General features: G+C 39.8%; 18 protein-coding genes and 2 tRNA genes. 13 read left to right on the top strand and 7 right to left on the bottom strand.

Annotation, left to right across the window (positions count from 1 at the left end; genetic code table 11):
- Positions 1-326 precede the first annotated feature (326 nt).
- The 4 genes from trxB (at position 327) to infA (ending at position 3,103) form a co-directional block, all read left to right on the top strand.
- On the top strand, positions 327-1,277 hold the full coding sequence (gene trxB / locus NYF15_RS15105; protein WP_237118491.1) for a thioredoxin-disulfide reductase: 951 nt from the start codon (positions 327-329) through the stop codon (positions 1,275-1,277).
- Positions 1,278-1,380: 103 nt separating this feature from the next.
- Positions 1,381-2,097: a leucyl/phenylalanyl-tRNA--protein transferase gene (aat, locus tag NYF15_RS15100; protein ID WP_130149972.1), complete on the top strand. Its 717-nt coding sequence runs from the start codon at positions 1,381-1,383 to the stop codon at positions 2,095-2,097.
- On the top strand, positions 2,090-2,794 hold the full coding sequence (locus NYF15_RS15095; protein WP_371353985.1) for an arginyltransferase: 705 nt from the start codon (positions 2,090-2,092) through the stop codon (positions 2,792-2,794). Before aat ends, NYF15_RS15095 begins: the two co-directional genes overlap by 8 nt.
- Before the next feature lie 90 nt (positions 2,795-2,884).
- Entirely contained in the window at positions 2,885-3,103 is a 219-nt protein-coding gene (gene infA / locus NYF15_RS15090; RefSeq protein WP_002962494.1) for a translation initiation factor IF-1, read from the top strand.
- 161 nt (positions 3,104-3,264) lie between these two features.
- On the opposite strand, the gene clpA is transcribed toward infA, so the two are convergent.
- Together clpA and clpS are read right to left on the bottom strand one after the other, a co-directional pair.
- Positions 3,265-5,529 carry an ATP-dependent Clp protease ATP-binding subunit ClpA gene (gene clpA / locus NYF15_RS15085; RefSeq protein ID WP_371353984.1) on the bottom strand — a complete coding sequence of 755 codons (2,265 nt, stop codon included), beginning with the start codon at positions 5,527-5,529 and terminating at the stop codon, positions 3,265-3,267.
- A 70-nt stretch (positions 5,530-5,599) separates the two neighbouring features.
- Complete coding sequence (clpS, locus tag NYF15_RS15080; RefSeq protein WP_193988873.1) at positions 5,600-5,908, bottom strand: ATP-dependent Clp protease adapter ClpS; 309 nt, start codon at positions 5,906-5,908, stop codon at positions 5,600-5,602.
- Positions 5,909-6,117: 209 nt separating this feature from the next.
- Between clpS and cspD the strand changes: the two genes are divergently transcribed.
- Together cspD and NYF15_RS15070 are read left to right on the top strand one after the other, a co-directional pair.
- On the top strand, positions 6,118-6,333 hold the full coding sequence (gene cspD / locus NYF15_RS15075; protein WP_062569186.1) for a cold shock domain-containing protein CspD: 216 nt from the start codon (positions 6,118-6,120) through the stop codon (positions 6,331-6,333).
- A gap of 433 nt (positions 6,334-6,766) precedes the next feature.
- A complete protein-coding gene (locus NYF15_RS15070; RefSeq protein ID WP_371353983.1) occupies positions 6,767-8,989 on the top strand; it encodes an NADP-dependent isocitrate dehydrogenase in 2,223 nt (740 codons plus the stop codon).
- Between the two features lie 91 nt (positions 8,990-9,080).
- On the opposite strand, the gene NYF15_RS15065 is transcribed toward NYF15_RS15070, so the two are convergent.
- The 3 genes from NYF15_RS15065 to NYF15_RS15055 form a co-directional block, all read right to left on the bottom strand.
- Positions 9,081-10,307, bottom strand: a complete 1,227-nt coding sequence (locus NYF15_RS15065; RefSeq protein WP_371353982.1) for an amidohydrolase family protein — start codon at positions 10,305-10,307, stop codon at positions 9,081-9,083.
- 11 nt (positions 10,308-10,318) lie between these two features.
- On the bottom strand, positions 10,319-11,701 hold the full coding sequence (locus NYF15_RS15060; RefSeq protein ID WP_237118487.1) for an amidohydrolase: 1,383 nt from the start codon (positions 11,699-11,701) through the stop codon (positions 10,319-10,321).
- 113 nt (positions 11,702-11,814) lie between these two features.
- Positions 11,815-12,600 carry a hypothetical protein gene (locus NYF15_RS15055; RefSeq protein ID WP_371353981.1) on the bottom strand — a complete coding sequence of 262 codons (786 nt, stop codon included), beginning with the start codon at positions 12,598-12,600 and terminating at the stop codon, positions 11,815-11,817.
- Between the two features lie 342 nt (positions 12,601-12,942).
- Between NYF15_RS15055 and NYF15_RS15050 the strand changes: the two genes are divergently transcribed.
- On the top strand, positions 12,943-13,302 hold the full coding sequence (locus tag NYF15_RS15050) for a DUF3718 domain-containing protein (RefSeq protein WP_130149979.1): 360 nt from the start codon (positions 12,943-12,945) through the stop codon (positions 13,300-13,302).
- A 40-nt stretch (positions 13,303-13,342) separates the two neighbouring features.
- Here NYF15_RS15050 and NYF15_RS15045 read toward each other — a convergent pair whose 3' ends face one another.
- Positions 13,343-14,038 carry a DUF445 domain-containing protein gene (locus NYF15_RS15045; RefSeq protein ID WP_237118484.1) on the bottom strand — a complete coding sequence of 232 codons (696 nt, stop codon included), beginning with the start codon at positions 14,036-14,038 and terminating at the stop codon, positions 13,343-13,345.
- Positions 14,039-14,149: 111 nt separating this feature from the next.
- Between NYF15_RS15045 and NYF15_RS15040 the strand changes: the two genes are divergently transcribed.
- Positions 14,150-15,010, top strand: coding sequence for a fructosamine kinase family protein (locus NYF15_RS15040; protein WP_130149981.1), 861 nt, complete (start codon positions 14,150-14,152; stop codon positions 15,008-15,010).
- 214 nt (positions 15,011-15,224) lie between these two features.
- Positions 15,225-15,428 carry a CPXCG motif-containing cysteine-rich protein gene (locus NYF15_RS15035; protein WP_062569194.1) on the top strand — a complete coding sequence of 68 codons (204 nt, stop codon included), beginning with the start codon at positions 15,225-15,227 and terminating at the stop codon, positions 15,426-15,428.
- On the opposite strand, the gene NYF15_RS15030 is transcribed toward NYF15_RS15035, so the two are convergent.
- The gene (locus NYF15_RS15030; RefSeq protein WP_130149982.1) at positions 15,425-16,051 is read right to left on the bottom strand and encodes a riboflavin synthase subunit alpha; all 627 of its coding nucleotides are present in this window, start codon (positions 16,049-16,051) and stop codon (positions 15,425-15,427) included. The two genes, NYF15_RS15035 and NYF15_RS15030, sit on opposite strands and share 4 nt — an antisense overlap.
- A gap of 97 nt (positions 16,052-16,148) precedes the next feature.
- Here NYF15_RS15030 and NYF15_RS15025 point away from each other — a divergent pair, with 97 nt between their 5' ends.
- From NYF15_RS15025 to NYF15_RS15010, 4 genes are all read left to right on the top strand, one after another.
- Positions 16,149-17,504, top strand: coding sequence for an MATE family efflux transporter (locus tag NYF15_RS15025; protein WP_371354217.1), 1,356 nt, complete (start codon positions 16,149-16,151; stop codon positions 17,502-17,504).
- Positions 17,482-18,501 (top strand): DUF3080 family protein, encoded by a 1,020-nt coding sequence (locus NYF15_RS15020; protein ID WP_371353980.1) that lies wholly within the window; start codon positions 17,482-17,484, stop codon positions 18,499-18,501. The genes NYF15_RS15025 and NYF15_RS15020 overlap by 23 nt, the downstream gene beginning before the upstream one ends.
- A gap of 114 nt (positions 18,502-18,615) precedes the next feature.
- Positions 18,616-18,692 (top strand) — tRNA-Val (locus NYF15_RS15015).
- A 102-nt stretch (positions 18,693-18,794) separates the two neighbouring features.
- A tRNA-Val gene (locus tag NYF15_RS15010) sits at positions 18,795-18,871 on the top strand.
- Positions 18,872-18,902: the final 31 nt, after the last annotated feature.

The following is an 18,902-nucleotide window of genomic DNA, read 5'->3' as shown; positions in this document are numbered from 1 at the left end:
TAAGCTAATATCAAAATTAGCTAAAACATACCAAAAAAAAATTGCTTGGTCATGAATAAACGTACTTTGTTGGTGCAATACATTACTTTGTGATTATTTAATAACCAAAACCGAGCTCTAAACTCTACTAATAGAGTATTTACTTAATAAGTACGTACTGCTGGTTTGACTCGTATATTTGTTTATACATACTTTTTTAAGTAAGGATTATTTGACAGCTTTGCGATTTCTGCAAAAAAATAATCAGCCCTTTTGTTTACATCCGCCTTGTTTTTCTTAGAATCGGGCGCATTAACAATCGTATTAAAACGTATTTAGGAAAAACCATGACGAACGCAAAACATTGTAAACTTCTCATTTTAGGCTCAGGCCCTGCTGGTTACACCGCAGCTGTTTACGCTGCCCGTGCCAACCTTAATCCGGTTCTTATTACCGGTATTCAACAGGGTGGACAATTAACAACCACCACAGAAGTTGAAAACTGGCCTGGTGATGCTCATGGTCTAACGGGTCCTGCGTTAATGGAGCGAATGAAAGAACATGCTGAGCGCTTTGAAACAGAAATTGTTTTTGATCATATTAACAAAGTAGATGTATCTAAACGCCCTTTCACATTAACTGGTGACTCTGGTACGTATACCTGTGACGCGCTTATCATTGCAACAGGTGCTTCTGCAAAATACTTAGGCTTAGAGTCTGAAACAAACTTCCAAGGCCGCGGTGTTTCAGCGTGTGCAACCTGTGATGGTTTCTTTTATCGTGGTCAAAAGGTTGCGGTTGTTGGTGGTGGTAATACGGCTGTTGAAGAGGCGTTATACTTATCTAATATTGCAGAAGAAGTTCATGTAATTCACCGTCGTGATAGCTTCCGCAGTGAAAAAATCTTATCAGATCGCTTAAAAGAGAAAGCACAGAACGGTAATGTAGTTTTACATTATAACCGTACTTTAGACGAAGTATTAGGCGATGAAATGGGTGTGACAGGTATCCGTATCAAGGCTACAGATTCACAAGAAACAGAAAACCTTGATCTTGCTGGTGTATTTATCGCAATTGGTCACAAACCAAATACCGACATGTTTGAAGGTCAGCTTGAAATGAAAGACGGCTATTTAGTTGTTGAATCTGGCTTAAACGGTAACGCAACACAAACAAGCGTCCCAGGCGTGTTTGCTGCAGGCGATGTGTCTGATCACATTTACCGTCAAGCAATCACATCAGCTGGTACTGGCTGTATGGCAGCACTTGATGCAGAGCGTTTCTTAGATAACCTATAATTTTGTTAATCTAACACAACAAATTTAGGGGCTGTTACCAACAGCCCCTTTTTTATAACTAAGATTTTGTTAAAATTAAGCTAAATAACAACGATAACGCAATATGATCAAGCAACTATACCAACTCTCAGCCGAGGGTGTCGATTTTCCAAATCCTGAATTTGCGCTTGACGAGCCAGATGGCTTATTAGCTATTGGTGGCGATTTATCCGTTGAACGCATCAAAAATGCTTACAAACATGGTGTCTTTCCATGGTTTAGTGATTATGAGCCGATTATGTGGTGGTCGCCTAGCATGCGTGGTGTTATCGAGTTGGACGAATTTCACGTGAGCCGAAGTTTGAAAAAACATTTGAAGCGCACTCCTGTTCGCGTCACGGTCAACCAAGCGTTTGCACATGTTATTAATGCCTGTCGAGAGCAGCGCTTAGATGCCGAAGGTACGTGGATCACTGAACAAATGATGCATGCCTACATCGAAGCACATCATCAAGGTGTCGCGCATAGCCTTGAAATTTGGCAAGATGACCATTTGGTCGCTGGCCTTTATGGCATTATGCAAAACGGTATATTTTGTGGCGAATCAATGTTTCATCATACATCCAATGGTTCGAAGTTAGCTATGTGGGCGCTTGTCAATTGGTTAAAAAAACATAATGCACATTTTATTGATTGCCAACTTGAAAATCCCTACCTGATAACGCTAGGTGCAAAAGTTATCCCGCGGACTGAATTTTTAACTAGACTTAAACTAGCCCAACAATACGTACCAACATCGCACATGTGGCAACCGCAAGAGTTGATAAATATTTATGACTGAGCATTTACCCACTAGGCTAGGTTTGAGCCAGCAATTTGATTGCAGTTATTTACCAAACCGACAAGAACAACTGTTAGTTATTCTTGATCCAAGCTGTTACTGCGCTGAGAAGTTTGAACAACTACTCGCGCTAGGATTTAGGCGCAGTGGCGATCAAATTTATCGACCGCACTGTCCAGCGTGCAAGGCATGTAATTCGATAAGGGTGCTTGCACAGACGTTTCAACCCTCAAAATCACAAAAACGTAAATTAAACAAAGCGCAAAAAGTATTCACTGTTAATTACAGTGAGTATGAACGAGCAGACTATTACCCTCTTTACTGCAAATACATAACGCAGCGCCATCAAGATGGTTCAATGTACCCACCAGAACAAAATCAGTACGAAAGTTTTTTATTCTGTCAGTGGTTACCTATCACATTTATTGAGCTACGTGATGGAGATAAACTTGTTGCAGTTGCTGTTACTGATAATATGGATAATGCCGTCTCTGCTATTTATACGTTTTTTGACCCTGACTACGAATCGTACAGCCTCGGCAGTGTAATGATCATGCACCAAATAGAATTTGCAAAGCAACAACAAAAACAATTTGTCTACTTAGGCTATCAAATAGACGAATGCAATAAAATGAAATATAAAACCCAATTTTTGCCAGCACAAAAGCACATTGGCGATCAGTGGTTGGCGATTTAATTTACAAAATTAAGCCCTGTAGCTTTACTTATTGCTGTATTTTCGGCAAAATCTGCAGCGTTTAACTATTAAAGAGGTGTTACGCTAAACATGGCGAAAGAAGACGTAATCGAAATGCAAGGGACAGTCCTTGATACTTTACCAAATACAATGTTCCGAGTTGAGCTAGAAAATGGTCACGTTGTTGTGGCTCATATCTCTGGTAAAATGCGCAAAAACTACATCCGCATCTTAACTGGCGACAAAGTAACCGTAGAAATGACTCCTTACGATTTATCGAAAGGTCGCATCGTATTCCGTGCTCGCTAGTGCGTTAACGAGAGATTTAGCTTTTTGCTGCTTTGAATGAGCAGATGTGTTTATTACAAAGAGCTAAAAGCGTTTGTTAAATGGTGTTAAAACTAGTCTTAGTTTTAATTCCATTTAATAAACAAAAAGCCCAGCATTTGCTGGGCTTTTTGTTACCTGTTTTAGGCTGTTTCTAAGCTTGTTTCATATTCAAAGTGAATTTTCTTATCCTTCACGGAGACTTTTACAGAGCCCCCATCTGATAACTCACCGAATAATATTTCATTAGCGAGTGGCTTTTTAAGCTCCTCTTGGATAACGCGAGCCATAGGACGCGCACCCATTGCTTTATCGTAGCCTTTATCAGCTAACAGCTCTCGTGCTTTAGAAGTCAGCTCCAAATTAACCGATTTTTTATCAAGTTGTGCTTGTAATTCAACAATAAACTTATCAACTACTTGTAGAATCACCTCTTTTTCAAGGTGGTTGAACCAAATAATATTATCTAAACGGTTTCTAAATTCTGGTGAAAATACCTTGTTAATTTCACTCATTGCATCGTGTGAATGATCTTGCTCAGTAAAACCTATTGACTTACGCACAGTCTCTTGCACACCTGCATTCGTTGTCATCACCAACACAACATTTCTGAAATCAGCTTTGCGGCCGTTATTATCAGTCAATGTACCGTGATCCATAACTTGTAATAAGATGTTGTAAATATCAGAGTGTGCTTTTTCGATTTCATCAAGGAGTACCACGGCATGCGGGTTTTTGATAACCGCTTCAGTCAATAGACCGCCTTGCTCAAAACCAACATAACCTGGAGGCGCACCAATTAAACGGCTGACTGCATGACGCTCAACATACTCAGACATATCAAAGCGAATAAATTCAACGCCCATACACTTAGCAAGTTGTTTAGTCACCTCTGTTTTACCAACCCCTGTAGGACCTGCAAATAAGAACGAGCCCACTGGTTTATCTTCATTTGCAAGGCCTGAACGTGATAATCGAATAGCAGACGTGAGCGCGTCAATTGACTGGTCTTGCCCAAACACTAACATTTTTAAGTTACGGTCAAGGTTTTTCAGCGTCTCTTTATCACTTGAAGACACGCTTTGCTGTGGAATACGCGCCATTTTCGATACGATCAGTTCAATATCGGATACGCCAATCGTTTTCTTACGTTTTGATATAGGCTGTAAGCGCTGATTAGCCCCTGCCTCATCGATAACATCAATTGCTTTGTCTGGTAAGTGGCGTTCATTAATATATTTAGCACTTAGCTCTGCAGCTGCTTTAAGTGCTTTTTGTGTATAGCGTATGCCATGATGTTCTTCATAACGCTCTTTCAAACCATTAAGAATCTTAGTGGTGTCTGAAACACTTGGCTCAAGAACATCAATTTTTTGAAAACGACGCACCAGTGCACGATCTTTTTCAAAGATATTTTTAAACTCGTTATAAGTGGTAGATCCCATGCAACGCAATTTACCACTTGAAAGTAGCGGTTTAATTAGATTAGAAGCATCCATTACACCACCTGATGCCGCTCCAGCACCGATGATGGTGTGGATCTCATCGATAAATAGAATAGACCCAGGTTTTGCTTGCAGCTCTTTGAGCAGTGATTTAAAGCGCTTCTCAAAATCACCACGGTACTTTGTACCGGCCAGTAATGCACCCATATCAAGTGAATAAACAACCGCATCAGCAATTACTTCAGGTACTTCTTTGTTGACAATACGATAAGCAAGACCTTCAGCAATAGCCGTTTTACCTACCCCAGCTTCACCAACAAGCAGCGGGTTATTTTTCTTACGACGACATAAAACTTGAACTGTACGCTCAACTTCACTGTCTCGCCCAACCAGAGGATCAATGTTGCCATCAATCGCTTGTTGGTTAAGATTTGTTGTAAAGTTCTCGAGCTTAGTCGGCTCTTCACCTTGAACTTCTTGTACCTCTTCATGGATATCATCATGGTCTTCACCGCCAATTTCATCATCGGCTTTGGAAATGCCATGAGAGATAAAGTTGACAATATCAAGACGATTTACATCCGCTTTTTTCAGTAAATAGACGGCTTGGCTTTCTTGCTCAGAAAAGATAGCCACCAGCACGTTGACGCCAGTAACTTCATTTTTACCTGATGATTGTACATGGAATACAGCACGTTGCAGAACACGCTGAAAACCTAACGTTGGTTGTGTTTCACGGTCTTCTTCTAAATCAGGAATAACAGGCGTCGTTTCATCGATAAATTCAGATAACTCGACTTTTAAAGTGCCCATATCTACGCCACACGCATTGAGCGCTTCTCCAGCAGAAGGGTTATCGAGCAGCGCAAGTAAAAGGTGCTCGACGGTCATAAATTCATGGCGGCGTGTTCTCGCTTCGCGAAACGCCGCATTTAAGGTTAGTTCTAAGTCTTTGTTTAGCATTGGCAACCCCTTACTGAGATAATATTTATATACCGTTGTGATGGGCTAAATGTTCACCCTACCTTGGTATTTATTCCTGCTCACAACTACATAGCAGTGGATGCTCGTTATCGCGTGCATAACGATTAACTTGCTCAGCTTTGGTATGTGCAACATCGGCGCTATAAACACCGCAAATTGCTTTACCATTATGATGAACCTGAAGCATCACATCTGTTGCTCTTTCGCTATCCATATTAAAAAACGTCATTAGTACTTCTATCACAAAGTCCATAGGCGTGTAATCATCATTATTCAAAATGACTTTATATTTTCGCGGTGGTTGCAGCTTTTGCTTCTCACTATCGCGAACCGTTTCAATAACACCAGAATCTTTCATGCCACTCATAATTAAATATAGTCTTGTCTTTAGAACTCAAGCAAACTTGAATAAAAAAATAAATAAATTGTTAAAAAATAGTTCAAAACACTTGACTGATTGACTAAATAAACTACAGTCAAAGATAGATTGATTAAACCTTAGTCAGTCTAGCAAATTACACGGTTTAGAATAACTAAATTAGTCAACTTATAGAAGGATGTAGAAGTATGGCTTGTGGAAAAGTCAAATGGTTCAACAATGCCAAAGGTTTTGGCTTCATCGTAGAAGACGGCAGCGAGACTGATATATTCGCTCATTACTCAACGATTGTAATGGACGGTTATAAAACACTTAAAGCTGGTCAAGATGTAACATTCGAATTGCAACAAGGTCCAAAAGGGTTACACGCAACGAATATTGCCCCTAACGATGAGCTCTCTTAGGTAAAACCTGTTCGAGTACCAAGCGAGCGACCTTGTTAAGATCCTCGCTTACTTCCCTCCCCTAATGTTTCTGATATGACCTTGAAAATCTATTTTTCAACCCCACTTCTACTTTTATTAATAGCTATTTGACGACAAAATTGTTGAATTGTTATTAGCCCTTTAGAGTCAAGCTTGTTACACTCTTGTTGCTTAAATTTAGCGATTTAGTCAATTTTGACTAAGGCTAATGGCTAATTTTATTTTGTCAGCTGTTAAGCTAAAAACCTTACAGTCTGTCAGTTGTGACTATTTTGATAGCCAATATTAAGTAGTAACACCTAACAGACTGATTGCTATTTTATAGCAGTAAATTTGCATTGTTGAATATGGCTAATTAAGGGTGGCTGTTCACAGCTTAACCAACCATTACGCCAACTATCTAGGAATGATGATGACATCAAAAATTATCTATACTAAAACAGATGAAGCGCCAGCATTGGCAACATATTCATTGTTACCAATTATCCAAGCTTACACTAACGCAGCTGGTGTTGAAGTTGAGACGCGTGACATTTCATTAGCGGGCCGTGTAATTGCTAACTTCCCAGAATACCTAACTGAAGAGCAACGCATTAATGATGCCCTTGCTGAATTAGGTGAAATGGCTAAAACGCCTGAAGCAAACATTATCAAGCTTCCAAACATCAGTGCGTCAATTCCACAACTACGTGCAGTAATCAAAGAGCTACAAGAGAAAGGCTATGCCCTGCCTGATTATCCTTCTGAGCCAAAAACAGACGAAGAGAAAAAAGTTAAAGCAACTTACGACAAAATTAAAGGCAGTGCTGTAAACCCTGTACTTCGTGAAGGTAACTCAGACCGTCGTGCTCCAAGTTCAGTAAAAGAGTACGCACGTAACAATCCACACTCAATGGGTGCATGGAGCAAAGATTCTCAATCTTACGTTGCAAGCATGGAAGACGGTGACTTCTTTGGTTCTGAGCAATCAGTAACGGTTGCACAAGCAACTGACGTACGAATCGAGCACGTTGCTGAGAATGGTGACATCACAGTTCTTAAAGCAAGCACACCATTACTCGCGGGTGAAGTAATTGATGCTTCTCGCATGAGTGCTGCTAAGCTTCAAGCTTTCCTTGCAAAAGAAATTCAAGCAGCAAAAGATAAAGGTGTGTTGTTCTCGTTGCACATGAAAGCAACGATGATGAAAGTGTCTGACCCAATCATCTTCGGTCATGCTGTAAAAGTATTCTTTAAAGACGTATTCACAAAACACGCTGATCTTTTCAAAGAGCTAGATGTTGACGTAAACAACGGTTTTGGCGATGTTTTCTCTAAAATTGAAAGTTTAGATGCTGCTAAAAAAGCAGAAATCGAAGCTGATATCCAAGCAGTTTATGACAACAATCCAGCTATTGCGATGGTTGACTCTGACCGTGGTATCACTAACCTTCACGTACCAAGTGATGTGATCATTGATGCGTCAATGCCTGCTGCAATTCGTTCAAGCGGTCAAATGTGGAACAGCGAAGGCAAATTACAAGACACGAGCTTTGTCATTCCAGATCGTTGTTACTCAGGTGTTTACCAAGCAACTATCGACTTCTGTAAAGAACACGGTGCATTCGATCCAACAACAATGGGTAGCGTGCCTAATGTTGGCTTAATGGCTCAAAAAGCAGAAGAATACGGTTCACATGATAAAACGTTTGAAGTAGCGGCTGCAGGTACTATCCGTGTTGTAGACAGCGCTGGTACAACTTTACTTGAGCACGCTGTTGAGCAAGGCGATATCTGGCGTATGTGTCAGGTGAAAGATGCACCTATTCAAGATTGGGTTAAACTTGCTGTTAACCGCGCTCGTGCAACAGGCACACCGGCTGTTTTCTGGTTAGACGAAAACCGCGCACACGATGCACAGTTAATCAAAAAAGTGAATGCATATTTACCAAACCATGATACTGATGGTTTAGACATTCGTATTCTTGCGCCACTAGAAGCAACTCAATTCTCATTAGAGCGCATTAAAGAAGGTAAAGACACAATTTCTGTTACAGGTAACGTTTTACGTGATTACCTAACTGACTTATTCCCAATTCTTGAGCTTGGTACCAGTGCGAAAATGCTGTCTATCGTACCTCTTATGAATGGTGGTGGTTTATTCGAAACAGGTGCAGGTGGTTCAGCGCCTAAGCACGTTCAACAATTCGAAAAAGAAAACCACTTACGTTGGGATTCATTAGGTGAATTCTTAGCGCTTGCTGCTTCTTTAGAGCACCTAGCGGTAAATACTGGTAACAAAAAAGCACAAGTTCTTGCTGATACGCTAGATAAAGCAACAGGTACTTTCCTTGCTGAAAACAAATCACCTTCGCGTAAAGTGAAAGAGATTGATAACCGTGGTTCACACTTCTTCCTATCATTATTCTGGGCACAAGAGCTTGCTGCACAAAATGATGACGCAGAACTAAAATCACAGTTCACACAAATTGCCGCAGATCTTGAGTCTCAAAAAGACCAAATCGTTACTGAATTAAACGATGCGCAAGGCCCAGCGATGAATGTGGGTGGTTATTATCAGCCAAATGACGATGCGGCATTCAAAGCGATGCGTCCAAGCACGACATTTAATGATATTTTAGCTAAGTTAGTTTAGTTTTAATCTGTTATAAGGTGCTTGATAAGCGCCTTTAACTGATATGAAAAAGGCCGCATTTGCGGCCTTTTTAGTTTGTTAGCTAATGCGCTTATTTTGTATAAGCTCGAGGCATAGCTGAATCTGTTGTGTAACGCTCACGTAGTTTGTCTTGACGTGCTTCGGTAGAAACCTCTTCACCATTGATCCACATTTTGCTCACGTGTGAATTAAGCTCAAAAGGATCGGCAGACCACATAACTAGATTGGCACGTTTACCTGTTGCAACAGCACCTGAATTAAGCCCAAATATATCGGCAATGTTACTCGTTACAGCACTCAGAGCCCCCTGTTGAGTCATACCGTAAGATACAGCGTTACCTGCATCAAAGCGTAATTGGTATACGTTATGGCTTGAGTCACCGGCAACACCAATAATCACTTTAACACCGGCTTTTTCAAGCTTACCTGCGTTAGCAAGGTTTGCATGTAATGAGTCAAAGCTACCTGGTAAGTTAGCCATTGAACTGATGATCACAGGCACATCAGCCTTTGCTAGTGCATCAGCAACTACAACAGCATCATCACCGCCATGAATCACTAAATTAATACCATAGGTTTCTTTTAGCTTAACAAGTGAAAAAATGTCTGATGCGCGTTGAACACTTGCAATCAGCGGCATGTCACCCGCAAGCACTGCTGCTAGCACTTTTTGCTCTGTAGAAGGCACTTTTTCGTCATCTTTTTTAGCTGACTTTTCACCTTCAAGCTTGTCGATAAGTGTTTTCATTGACATCGCACGAGAGCCCTTGCTCTTTTCACCTAGGTGAACAACAAGTGCAACTTGCTTTTTATTAACACTTTCAAAACTACCCGATAAATCAACCACAGATGCAAGGCCAGCAAAGATACTTTCACCGCCGTTAGGGACAATTACATCTTGAGTAATGCCACCCTTTCGGGCGTAAGGAATTAAGCTGCTACGTGGGTTAAACGCAAGACTTGGATCAAAATCGATAGTTGCTTTGTCATCACTACCATCACGTGAGCCTGCAACAGCTCCCACCTCAACTAAGCCAAGTTGGTTCATTGTGCCGATAAAGCCTGCAGTTACGATTTGGCCTTTTGCATCAATAGTTGTGTCTGCGTTAATCGATGTCGGGTTAATTGCAACAATTTTGCCATCTTCAAAAACAACGCTTGCGCCTTCTAGCACACCTTGCTCTGTTGAAGTGTGTAGTGTTGCATTTACAATTGCCACAGATGCAGCACTTGCTGTCGCAGAAAATAAGCCAGCAGCAACAAGTGACAGCTTTAATGATTTAGTTAATTTTGTCATCAATGTTACTCCTATTTTTGACCTAGCATGAAATCACTTTGTGCTTGGTATTTATCATCGTTACGATCATAAACTTTGGCACCATCGATAAATACTTGCTCAGCTTTTGCGTACACACTAAATGGGTTTTGATTCCAGATAACAACATCAGCTTGTTTACCCGATTCAAGAGAACCTGTTTTATCATCAATACCCAGCGATTTAGCCGCATTTGAGGTGATCCACTTAATTGCATGTTGTTCAGAAATGTCATAACCAACATCGTTTGCACGATACATAACTTTCCCAGCTTCTTGGTTTAGACGTTGAATAGTTGTATCTGAATCAGAGTGAACAACAGCGCATGAATTTTTAACTGCATCGACAATTGCAACGTTCTCTTGAACCATGTCATAGGCTTCCATCTTAAAACCCCACCAATCTGGCCAAAGTGCTGCACAGTTACCATTTTCTGCTAGTAAATCAGCTATTTTGTATGCTTCAACACCGTGGTGGAAAGTACCTGAGTGATAGCCAAACTCTTTGCCAAGGTCAATCATCATGGCCATTTCTTCTGCTTTATAGCAATGGTTATGAATGAGTATATCGCCCTCAAGTACACCTGCTAGAGTATCTAGCTTAATATCACGATGTGGTACTTCTGGGTTCTTACCCGCGTCATAATCACTGTCGTATTTATCCCATTGGCGTTTATATTCAGCAGCTTCAATCCATGCAGTACGATACCCTGCCATATTCCCCATACGCGTTGATGGTAGAACACCTTTGCTGCCATAAACACGTTTCGGGTTTTCACCACACGCCATTTTTAAACCATAGGGTGCATCAGGAAATTTCATACCTTGCATTGTATGCGAAGGAACATTTTTAAGGGTTACACCACGACCACCAATCAAGTTTGCTGAGCCTGGTAGAATTTGTAATGACGTAATACCGCCCTCACGAGCACGATTAAAACCAGGGTCTTGTGGCCATACAGAATGCTCAACCCACACCTCTGCAGTCACAGGGCTGGTCATTTCATTACCATCTTGGTGAGATGCAACCGATGGAGTTGGATAAGCCCCTAAATGTGAGTGCACGTCAATAATCCCAGGTGTTACCCATTTACCTTGTGCATCGATTGTTGTATCAGCTTGAACACTTAACCCCTTACCAACTTGTTGTACTTTGCCGTCAACAAAATAGACATCAGCCTCGTCTAAACGCTCGCCGGTGCCTGTTAATACAGTCGCATTAGTGATAAGGGTACTCGTTGAAGTAAGTGGCTGATAAGTGCTAGGATATGGGTTTTTATTAATTGAGACTCTAGGGTCTTGTGGGCCATTATCTTGACAGCCGGCTAACGCGACACCAAGCGCCATGACCAACAAGGATGGTGCAAATTTTTGCATTCTTACGTTCCTCTTTTTTTATTATTTAATTACTTTAACTAATTGTTAATTTTAATGCGAGTAAACGAGGCCAGTGACCAATATACAAGATGAATAACTAGCCTCACAGAGCACTATTTTTTTATGTAATTGTTATATAGCTGCTCTAACGCACCTTCGGTAGTTAAGCTCGGATCTTTGTTGATAAAATGTTTCACTGTTCGTGTAACAAAATCAGAGTTTTGTTTGTGTTGCTTAGCAAAACTTTTTATTAACGTATCTGCGTCACTGGCAGCGGTTACTCTGTCATGGCGATGCCTGTATTGGCCTAAAGCGCGGTTAAAATCACCGTTATAATCTTCTACCACCAGCTTATAAAATTCACTTCGATCGACACCAAGATCATTAATGCAATAATTGAGTGCGTCTTTAAAGTCATAAAATGTCTTACCTTGCACATCAAATTCTGCACGTTTTTCGCGTACAGTGACACTGGCATCTTCAGTCGCATAACTATAACCTTGAAAAGCTAAACGCTCAGCCGCCTCTGCACCTAACTTCATACCGGCCCGAATACTATGAACAAACTCATCACTCATATCATCAAGTTCACTTTCATGCCACATATGGAAAATGCGTAGTGCCTTAGCGTATTTCGTTGTTATTTTCTTTTTCACTTTTATAAAACGTGCATCAATGGTGAGGACACGTTCATTATGCAGTAACGCAAAGCATTCATAACAGGCTGGAATAGAGATAAACTCAGCGTCCTCTCCTAGATCAACAATACTTTGCAGCATATGCAGTGGCGGACAGTAATCACGCTCAGTTGCTTCACAGCCGCAGTAGAAACACTGATTAAAGTGTTTTGAGCTTACTGCATAAGCTTGTTGATAATAGCCAGATAGTTTTTTAGTCACTTATTCTCCTCACGTTTTAATAGGCGTTGTAAAACTGATTTAGCGCTAGTGTAAATACTCAAATGTAAGTACGAAGTTAAAACCATAAATTAAACCCAACGCCATTTCGCTTTTTCAATTCAAAGGCAAAAATACTTTTCGTTAATTGTGTCAAAAGTAATACTTAATATACAAACTTTTCAATGGGTTAGTTTAATTTATACATATCTTCATACTTACTTACATCTTATCGATTTTCATTAACAGCAACCAGATAAAGATAAGTTAATAATTAAGATGTTCTAACCAAATGGGATAAGCATTCAAACCATTTAATCGCTAAGACATCAACCGGAGAGAAATATGAATACGTTAACAACAACACTTGGAACAGCTCTTATTATTGGCTCATCTGTGATTACTTTTGATACAAATGCAGCGCAATTTGTAGCAGCAGATGATTCACCTGGCACGCAAACGTGTATGGCAATTGCCTCAAACAATCGTTTAGATCTTGTGCATAAAATGCGAGACTTAGGCATCAATAGGCGTGTAATTTCAGACAAGCTTCTATGTAATAATATGTCTACTGCAAAATTTGCGAGTATTTATGGCTTCAATAAGACAGCAAAGTATCTAAAATTAGAATCAACCCAAACAAGTATTCATGACTTGGCAAAAACAGCTGATGATACTGTTATTGTCATTGCTGGTTCTAAGTAAAGCCACTTAGCAACAGGTTTTATATGCCTGTTGCTAACCTTTAAATAAGTGCTGCTAGCAAGCCAAATAAGCCACCAAAAACGCCACCCCAAATCACTAACCAGCCTAAATGCTCTTTAATCATTGTTTGAATAATATTTTTTACCATTGTGGGTGTAAGCTCATTTAAGCGATCATCAACTAGCGCCTCAACTGTCGTATGTAATGAGCTGCCAATATGCGAACTTGCAAAAAGCTTGTCATCTAAAATAGCTTTAAACTCGTCGCTGTGTGAAATGTCAATTACCGCCTCTTTCATTTTCACGATAAACGGCTCACGCATCGGCTCTAAAGCCTGTCGGCCACCGAACATTCCTAGCATACTGCCAAATTGAGAAGCTTCAATCACTTCGATTAATGAGTCATAAGCGGGGCTCAGATTCACATCTGCTATCACTGGCTCAAGGTCAATATTGGGCTTTGCCATTGCCATTACTTGATCAATTTTTTGCTCAGTAAAGAACTCTGTCATAACCAAGTTTTTAATCGCCACTTTAAACGATTCAAATTTAATTGTTATAACACCCGAACCATATAAAAAAGGGACTTTTTCAAACAACATATGAATTGCAACCCAGTTTGTTACTGCGCCCGACAAGGCAAACAAGCCCACTGATAAAACAATTTCATTGTCTAGCAAGAAGCCCAACAATACTAAAATCGCAGCGACAAGATTAGTCACAAGACTTTTGTTCATTCAATTCCCCAGAAAATCTTATTAATCTTGATAATATTAACGCTATGAGTTTGTTAATTCATCGTCTTTTTGCCATAGTTTAGTTAGATGGTCAAAAGGTGAGCAAAACCTATGTGGAATTCAGTGAATGAGCAAATTAGCCAAGCAATGCACTTTGACTTTAAACATACTTTTAAACGCCAATTACAATCACCTAGTAACGATAAATATTTTGAGCTTGCCAATGATTCACACCGTTACTTTGTAAAAGTTGCACATGTCAGTGAGTTAGATCGCCTTGAATGTGAAGCATTTAACCTTAAACTTCTTACCCAAGAGAGCCTGTTTATGGTTCCCGACTGCATCACAGTTGGTAGTAATATCGAATTTTCTTTCATTGTGCTTGAGTGGCTTGAACATGATAAACAACCGCATGATTGTTGGCACATTATGGGCGAGCACTTAGCAACTCTACATAAAAAACACACACAAGCCATGTTTGGTTATGACAACGACAATTTTTTAGGTCCGACAGTGCAACCAAATAGGTGGCATAAAAAATGGGATGTATTTTTTGCTGAGGAGCGCATCGGTTGGCAGCTTCAGTTGCTGCATGAAAAAGGCATAGAACTCGTTAATCAAGATATGTTTATTGCTTTTATAAAGGACATGCTACACGGCCATCTAGTCGAGCCATCTTTGTTACATGGTGACTTTTGGCGCAGAAACATGGGATTCATTCATGCTGTTCCAAGTATTTACAACCCTGCCTGTTATTATGGTGATCGGGAATGCGATATTGCTATGAGTGAGTTATTTGCCCCACTCCCAGACGCATTCTACAGTGCATACGATAGCCAATACCCACTACAAAATGGTTATCAGCAACGCAAACAAATTTATCAACTTTACCCTATTTTAAATAATGCGAATATTTTTGCTGGCCACTATCTGACTGAAGCTAAACAACAAATTAATTTACTCCTTAAATAATCTCCATGCCGCTGTAAAGCAAATGTCATAAATGCAAAATCAGAACTATAATTTGCCTTAGAACATGTTCAAATACAGGTGCTAGCCACTTGTTTATTAGCTGGCTAGTAAGTTATATCAATCGTATTAAATATAAATTCATTTTTGATGGGTTAGAGTTTAATAAAGATTGCAATTTAACTAATTCAGGCATGCCTGATTAAGGTAAAAGCTGATGAAAAATCATTTCACACAACGTATTTCATGCCCTCATTGTGGTCACCATATTCATGTTGCACTAGATGCCAGTGATGGTGACCAAGATTACTACGAGGATTGCAGTGCGTGCTGCAACCCTATTCACTTGAATATGCATATAGATTACGCGCAGAACAAACTAGAGTTGCATGTTGATAGTGATGATGAACAAATTTTTTAATTTGCTTGCCGAGCTAAGTAGTTCTCAACTGTGTTGATGATAGTGTAAGTTTGTTGATCAACTTCAATATTGAGCCTGTCACCAACACTATATCTATCTAGGTTTGTAATAGCGAGAGTCTCTGGGATTAGGTGCAACCAAAAGCCCTTTTCATCGACCTCTCCTACCGTAAGACTTGCGCCATTTACACTCACAAAACCCTTATATAGAACATACTTTTGCCAAGTATTTTCTATTGCTAACTGAATTTTGCAGTTATCTTGTGTATGTGTAATTGCTAAAATTTCCGCCATGGTATGGATATGCCCAGACACAATATGGCCACCGAGTTCTGTGCCAAATGTTACAGAACGTTCAAAGTTAACCATATCATTTACTTTTAAAAGGCCTAAATTGGTTAACTTAAGGGTTTCATCTATTACATCGAAACTAATTATGGTGTTTTCTTGTGATATCTTTTCAAACTTTACAACCGTTAAACAACACCCATTGATAGCAATACTTGCACCAATTGCTAGGTTATTAGCATAAGCGTCCTTAACGTTTAAAGTGAGCCTTAAAACACCTTCTTGAGTCGCTATATGTTCAACTAGCGCTTGGGTCTGCACAATTCCGGTAAACATAGATATACCTTCTTTTCTTCACTAAATAAGTAACAGCGATTTTTATTGATCTATGAATAGATTACAATGGCTGCCTGTTTATTTAGTCGTGTATTTTATGTCTTTTTGTAGTTGGGAAGCCAAACGGTTAATTTCTCTAGCCATCCCTGTATTTTTGGCACAAGTTACCCTTATTTTGATGACGGTGGTGGACACTATTATGGCAGGGCAAGTTAGTGCAACTGATCTCGCTGCATTGTCTATCGCTACAGGTATTTGGAACCCCCTAATGCTTGCATTACAGGGAATTCTATTAGCACTTACAGGGATTATTGCTCAATTTGCTGGCTCCAATGATAAACAAGGGATCAGCCATTATTTTCAACAAGGCTTATACTTAGCGCTGGTATTGAGTGTTATTGGACTAGGACTTGCCAGCCTTGCCGATATAGTGCTGGTTCAGTTAAATACATCACCAGCGATTTTAACCCTTTCAGAGCAATACATTTATTTTGTTAAGTGGGGGATTTTTGGCTTTTTACTATTTAGCGTATATCGGAATATAACCGAAGGTATGGGCATGACTAAGCCTGCATTTTATATCAGCTTAATTGGCTTAGCAGTGAATATTCCGGCTAATTATATATTTATTCACGGAAAGTTTGGTTTTGATGCCTATGGCGGTGCAGGTTGTGGTATTGCGACCGCCCTAGTGTTCAGCGCAATGGCGTTAACACAAGTTATATACTGCCACTTCAGTCAAAAAATTAACGCCAAATCTTTATTAGCAAACTTTGCCTTACCTAAAGTAACGACTATGTGGACAATTACAAAAGTGGGTATTCCAATTTCTTTAGCAACTTTTTTTGAAGTGACTCTATTTGCATGTATCCCTTTATTCATAGCGCATCTAGGAGCCGTTGCTGTAGCGGGCCACCAAATTGCTGCCAGTGTCACAACGTTGTTATTCATGATGCCGCTGAGCTTATCTATTGCGATTAGTATTCGTATTGGAAACCTATTTGGCCAAAAGCATTACGATCAACTTAAAAATGCAGTTAAAACTAGCTATATTTTAGCCGCAATAATTGCCTTTATATTAGCCACTGTCACTTTTTTTGCACGTGATGTGATAAGTCAATTATATTCTGATAATCCTGAAGTACTCGCTCTTGCTTCATCAATCATGGTGCTTGCTTGTATCTATCAATTGCCCGATGCACTACAGGTATCAGCTAATGGTATTTTGCGAGGATTAAAATACACTGCCCCTATTGGTTATATTACCTTTGTGTCATACTGGTTGATCGGCTTTGCTCTTGGCTACGTACTTGCTCGTACAGATTTAATAGTATCAGCAATGGGCCCACACGGCTTTTGGATTGGAATTATTGTAGGTTTAAGTGCTGCGGCTATTATGTTGATGCTTACAGTACATTGGCGATTTAACCATGCACCTTTTAAACATACCTAAAACTTTTTTGAAGCTCACTGTGATTATGGTGAGCTTCCTTGTCGTTGCTTGTTCTGAGTCTTCGGGAGAACTTAATCAAACCTATGCACAGCGGCTACACAATGTTCTTAAATTTAACGATTTTGAGTTAAAAAAGCCGACTACTTTCCCTGTTCAACATGACAAAATTGACGCACATAATAATACGACCATTGGCATGCTTGAGCTTGCCCAACTGCGTCAATGTAAACTCGCGATTCTAATCGCTGAGCACAATAACCAACTTGGCAAAACCGCTTCAGCTGCAAATATATTGAAATACCAATTAGATTTTTTACAAAGTGCAAATACTTGCTTAGCAACCCTTGAACAAAGTGATGAGCTTTATAAAAAAATAGCATTTACAGCAGAGCAAAAAACAATCGCCCTGCCTACTTTTTTTCAAGCTATGCTCAACAACGAACCAGAATTTAAACAAACTTGGCAGCTAACATCTGTGCATCTTGCAGAAGATACCTCTGGTTTTACTGAGACAGAACAGGCAATGCAAGAATTTGCCAAACTTGCTGAGCAGATAAATTCAGGTAATGTAAAAAATGTAGATACTGAGTCAATTGTTAAAAACTTACAGGTTTTGAACCAGTTCAATTACAATAAACTTTTAATATCAGCAGCAAGAACACAGATTAGTTATAATAACCAACTAACAAAACTTTTAACTCAGTTTTCAAGTAACGAGTTATGCCCTCTCAATAAAAATAAACAAAAAGCACGCACATTAAGTAATATCTTCAAAAAGTTTTATTTGCAGCAACTACAGCCCTATCAATCATTTTTGACAGGTAAGTTAGAAGCCCTACAGCCACTCTACTTACAAGTGTGGGGTGATACCTCAATGCATCGTTATGTGTCTGCTTCTGGCGAACATGCTATTTTAGAGCAGCTAAAGCAATCAGCGAAAAGCCACGTACAATGGTGGCAAAACTTTTATAAAGAGTGTGAAATTAGCCCGTTATGAATAAAAAAACAGCACTTAACACAAAAATAGCTAATCCTGCTTGATTCACACAACTAGTCGCTATATATTAGCCTCCGTTGTTTAGCCAAACAAACAACAATTTTATATCAAAATACAACCGTAGCTCAGTTGGTTAGAGCACTACCTTGACATGGTAGGGGTCGGTGGTTCGAATCCACTCGGTTGTACCAAGATATAGGTATAACCAAAGGAAACAGCACTACCACTTTTAATGGCCCAGTCCAAAGGTCGGTGGTTCGAATCCACTCGGTTGTACCAAGATATTTGCCTGTACGACCGTAGCTCAGTTGGTTAGAGCGCTACCTTGACATGGTAGAGGTCGGTGGTTCGAATCCACTCGGTCGTACCAATTTATTCAAATTCTCATAATTTTATCGAGC

It is taken from the genome of Pseudoalteromonas sp. 68 DY56-GL68, assembly GCF_041414825.1.
GTDB lineage: Bacteria > Pseudomonadota > Gammaproteobacteria > Enterobacterales > Alteromonadaceae > Pseudoalteromonas.
The sequence above is the reverse complement of the archived record's forward strand: the minus strand, read 5'-3'. Positions and strand labels throughout refer to the sequence as shown.

Coding starts and splice junctions, on each gene's coding strand:
- trxB (WP_237118491.1), top strand. CDS start 327: ATGACGAACGCAAAACATTGTAAACTTCTCATTTTAGGCTCAGGCCCT.
- aat (WP_130149972.1), top strand. CDS start 1,381: ATGATCAAGCAACTATACCAACTCTCAGCCGAGGGTGTCGATTTTCCA.
- NYF15_RS15095 (WP_371353985.1), top strand. CDS start 2,090: ATGACTGAGCATTTACCCACTAGGCTAGGTTTGAGCCAGCAATTTGAT.
- infA (WP_002962494.1), top strand. CDS start 2,885: ATGGCGAAAGAAGACGTAATCGAAATGCAAGGGACAGTCCTTGATACT.
- clpA (WP_371353984.1), bottom strand. CDS start 5,529: ATGCTAAACAAAGACTTAGAACTAACCTTAAATGCGGCGTTTCGCGAA.
- clpS (WP_193988873.1), bottom strand. CDS start 5,908: ATGAAAGATTCTGGTGTTATTGAAACGGTTCGCGATAGTGAGAAGCAA.
- cspD (WP_062569186.1), top strand. CDS start 6,118: ATGGCTTGTGGAAAAGTCAAATGGTTCAACAATGCCAAAGGTTTTGGC.
- NYF15_RS15070 (WP_371353983.1), top strand. CDS start 6,767: ATGACATCAAAAATTATCTATACTAAAACAGATGAAGCGCCAGCATTG.
- NYF15_RS15065 (WP_371353982.1), bottom strand. CDS start 10,307: ATGACAAAATTAACTAAATCATTAAAGCTGTCACTTGTTGCTGCTGGC.
- NYF15_RS15060 (WP_237118487.1), bottom strand. CDS start 11,701: ATGCAAAAATTTGCACCATCCTTGTTGGTCATGGCGCTTGGTGTCGCG.
- NYF15_RS15050 (WP_130149979.1), top strand. CDS start 12,943: ATGAATACGTTAACAACAACACTTGGAACAGCTCTTATTATTGGCTCA.
- NYF15_RS15045 (WP_237118484.1), bottom strand. CDS start 14,038: ATGAACAAAAGTCTTGTGACTAATCTTGTCGCTGCGATTTTAGTATTG.
- NYF15_RS15040 (WP_130149981.1), top strand. CDS start 14,150: ATGTGGAATTCAGTGAATGAGCAAATTAGCCAAGCAATGCACTTTGAC.
- NYF15_RS15035 (WP_062569194.1), top strand. CDS start 15,225: ATGAAAAATCATTTCACACAACGTATTTCATGCCCTCATTGTGGTCAC.
- NYF15_RS15030 (WP_130149982.1), bottom strand. CDS start 16,051: ATGTTTACCGGAATTGTGCAGACCCAAGCGCTAGTTGAACATATAGCG.
- NYF15_RS15025 (WP_371354217.1), top strand. CDS start 16,149: ATGTCTTTTTGTAGTTGGGAAGCCAAACGGTTAATTTCTCTAGCCATC.
- NYF15_RS15020 (WP_371353980.1), top strand. CDS start 17,482: ATGCACCTTTTAAACATACCTAAAACTTTTTTGAAGCTCACTGTGATT.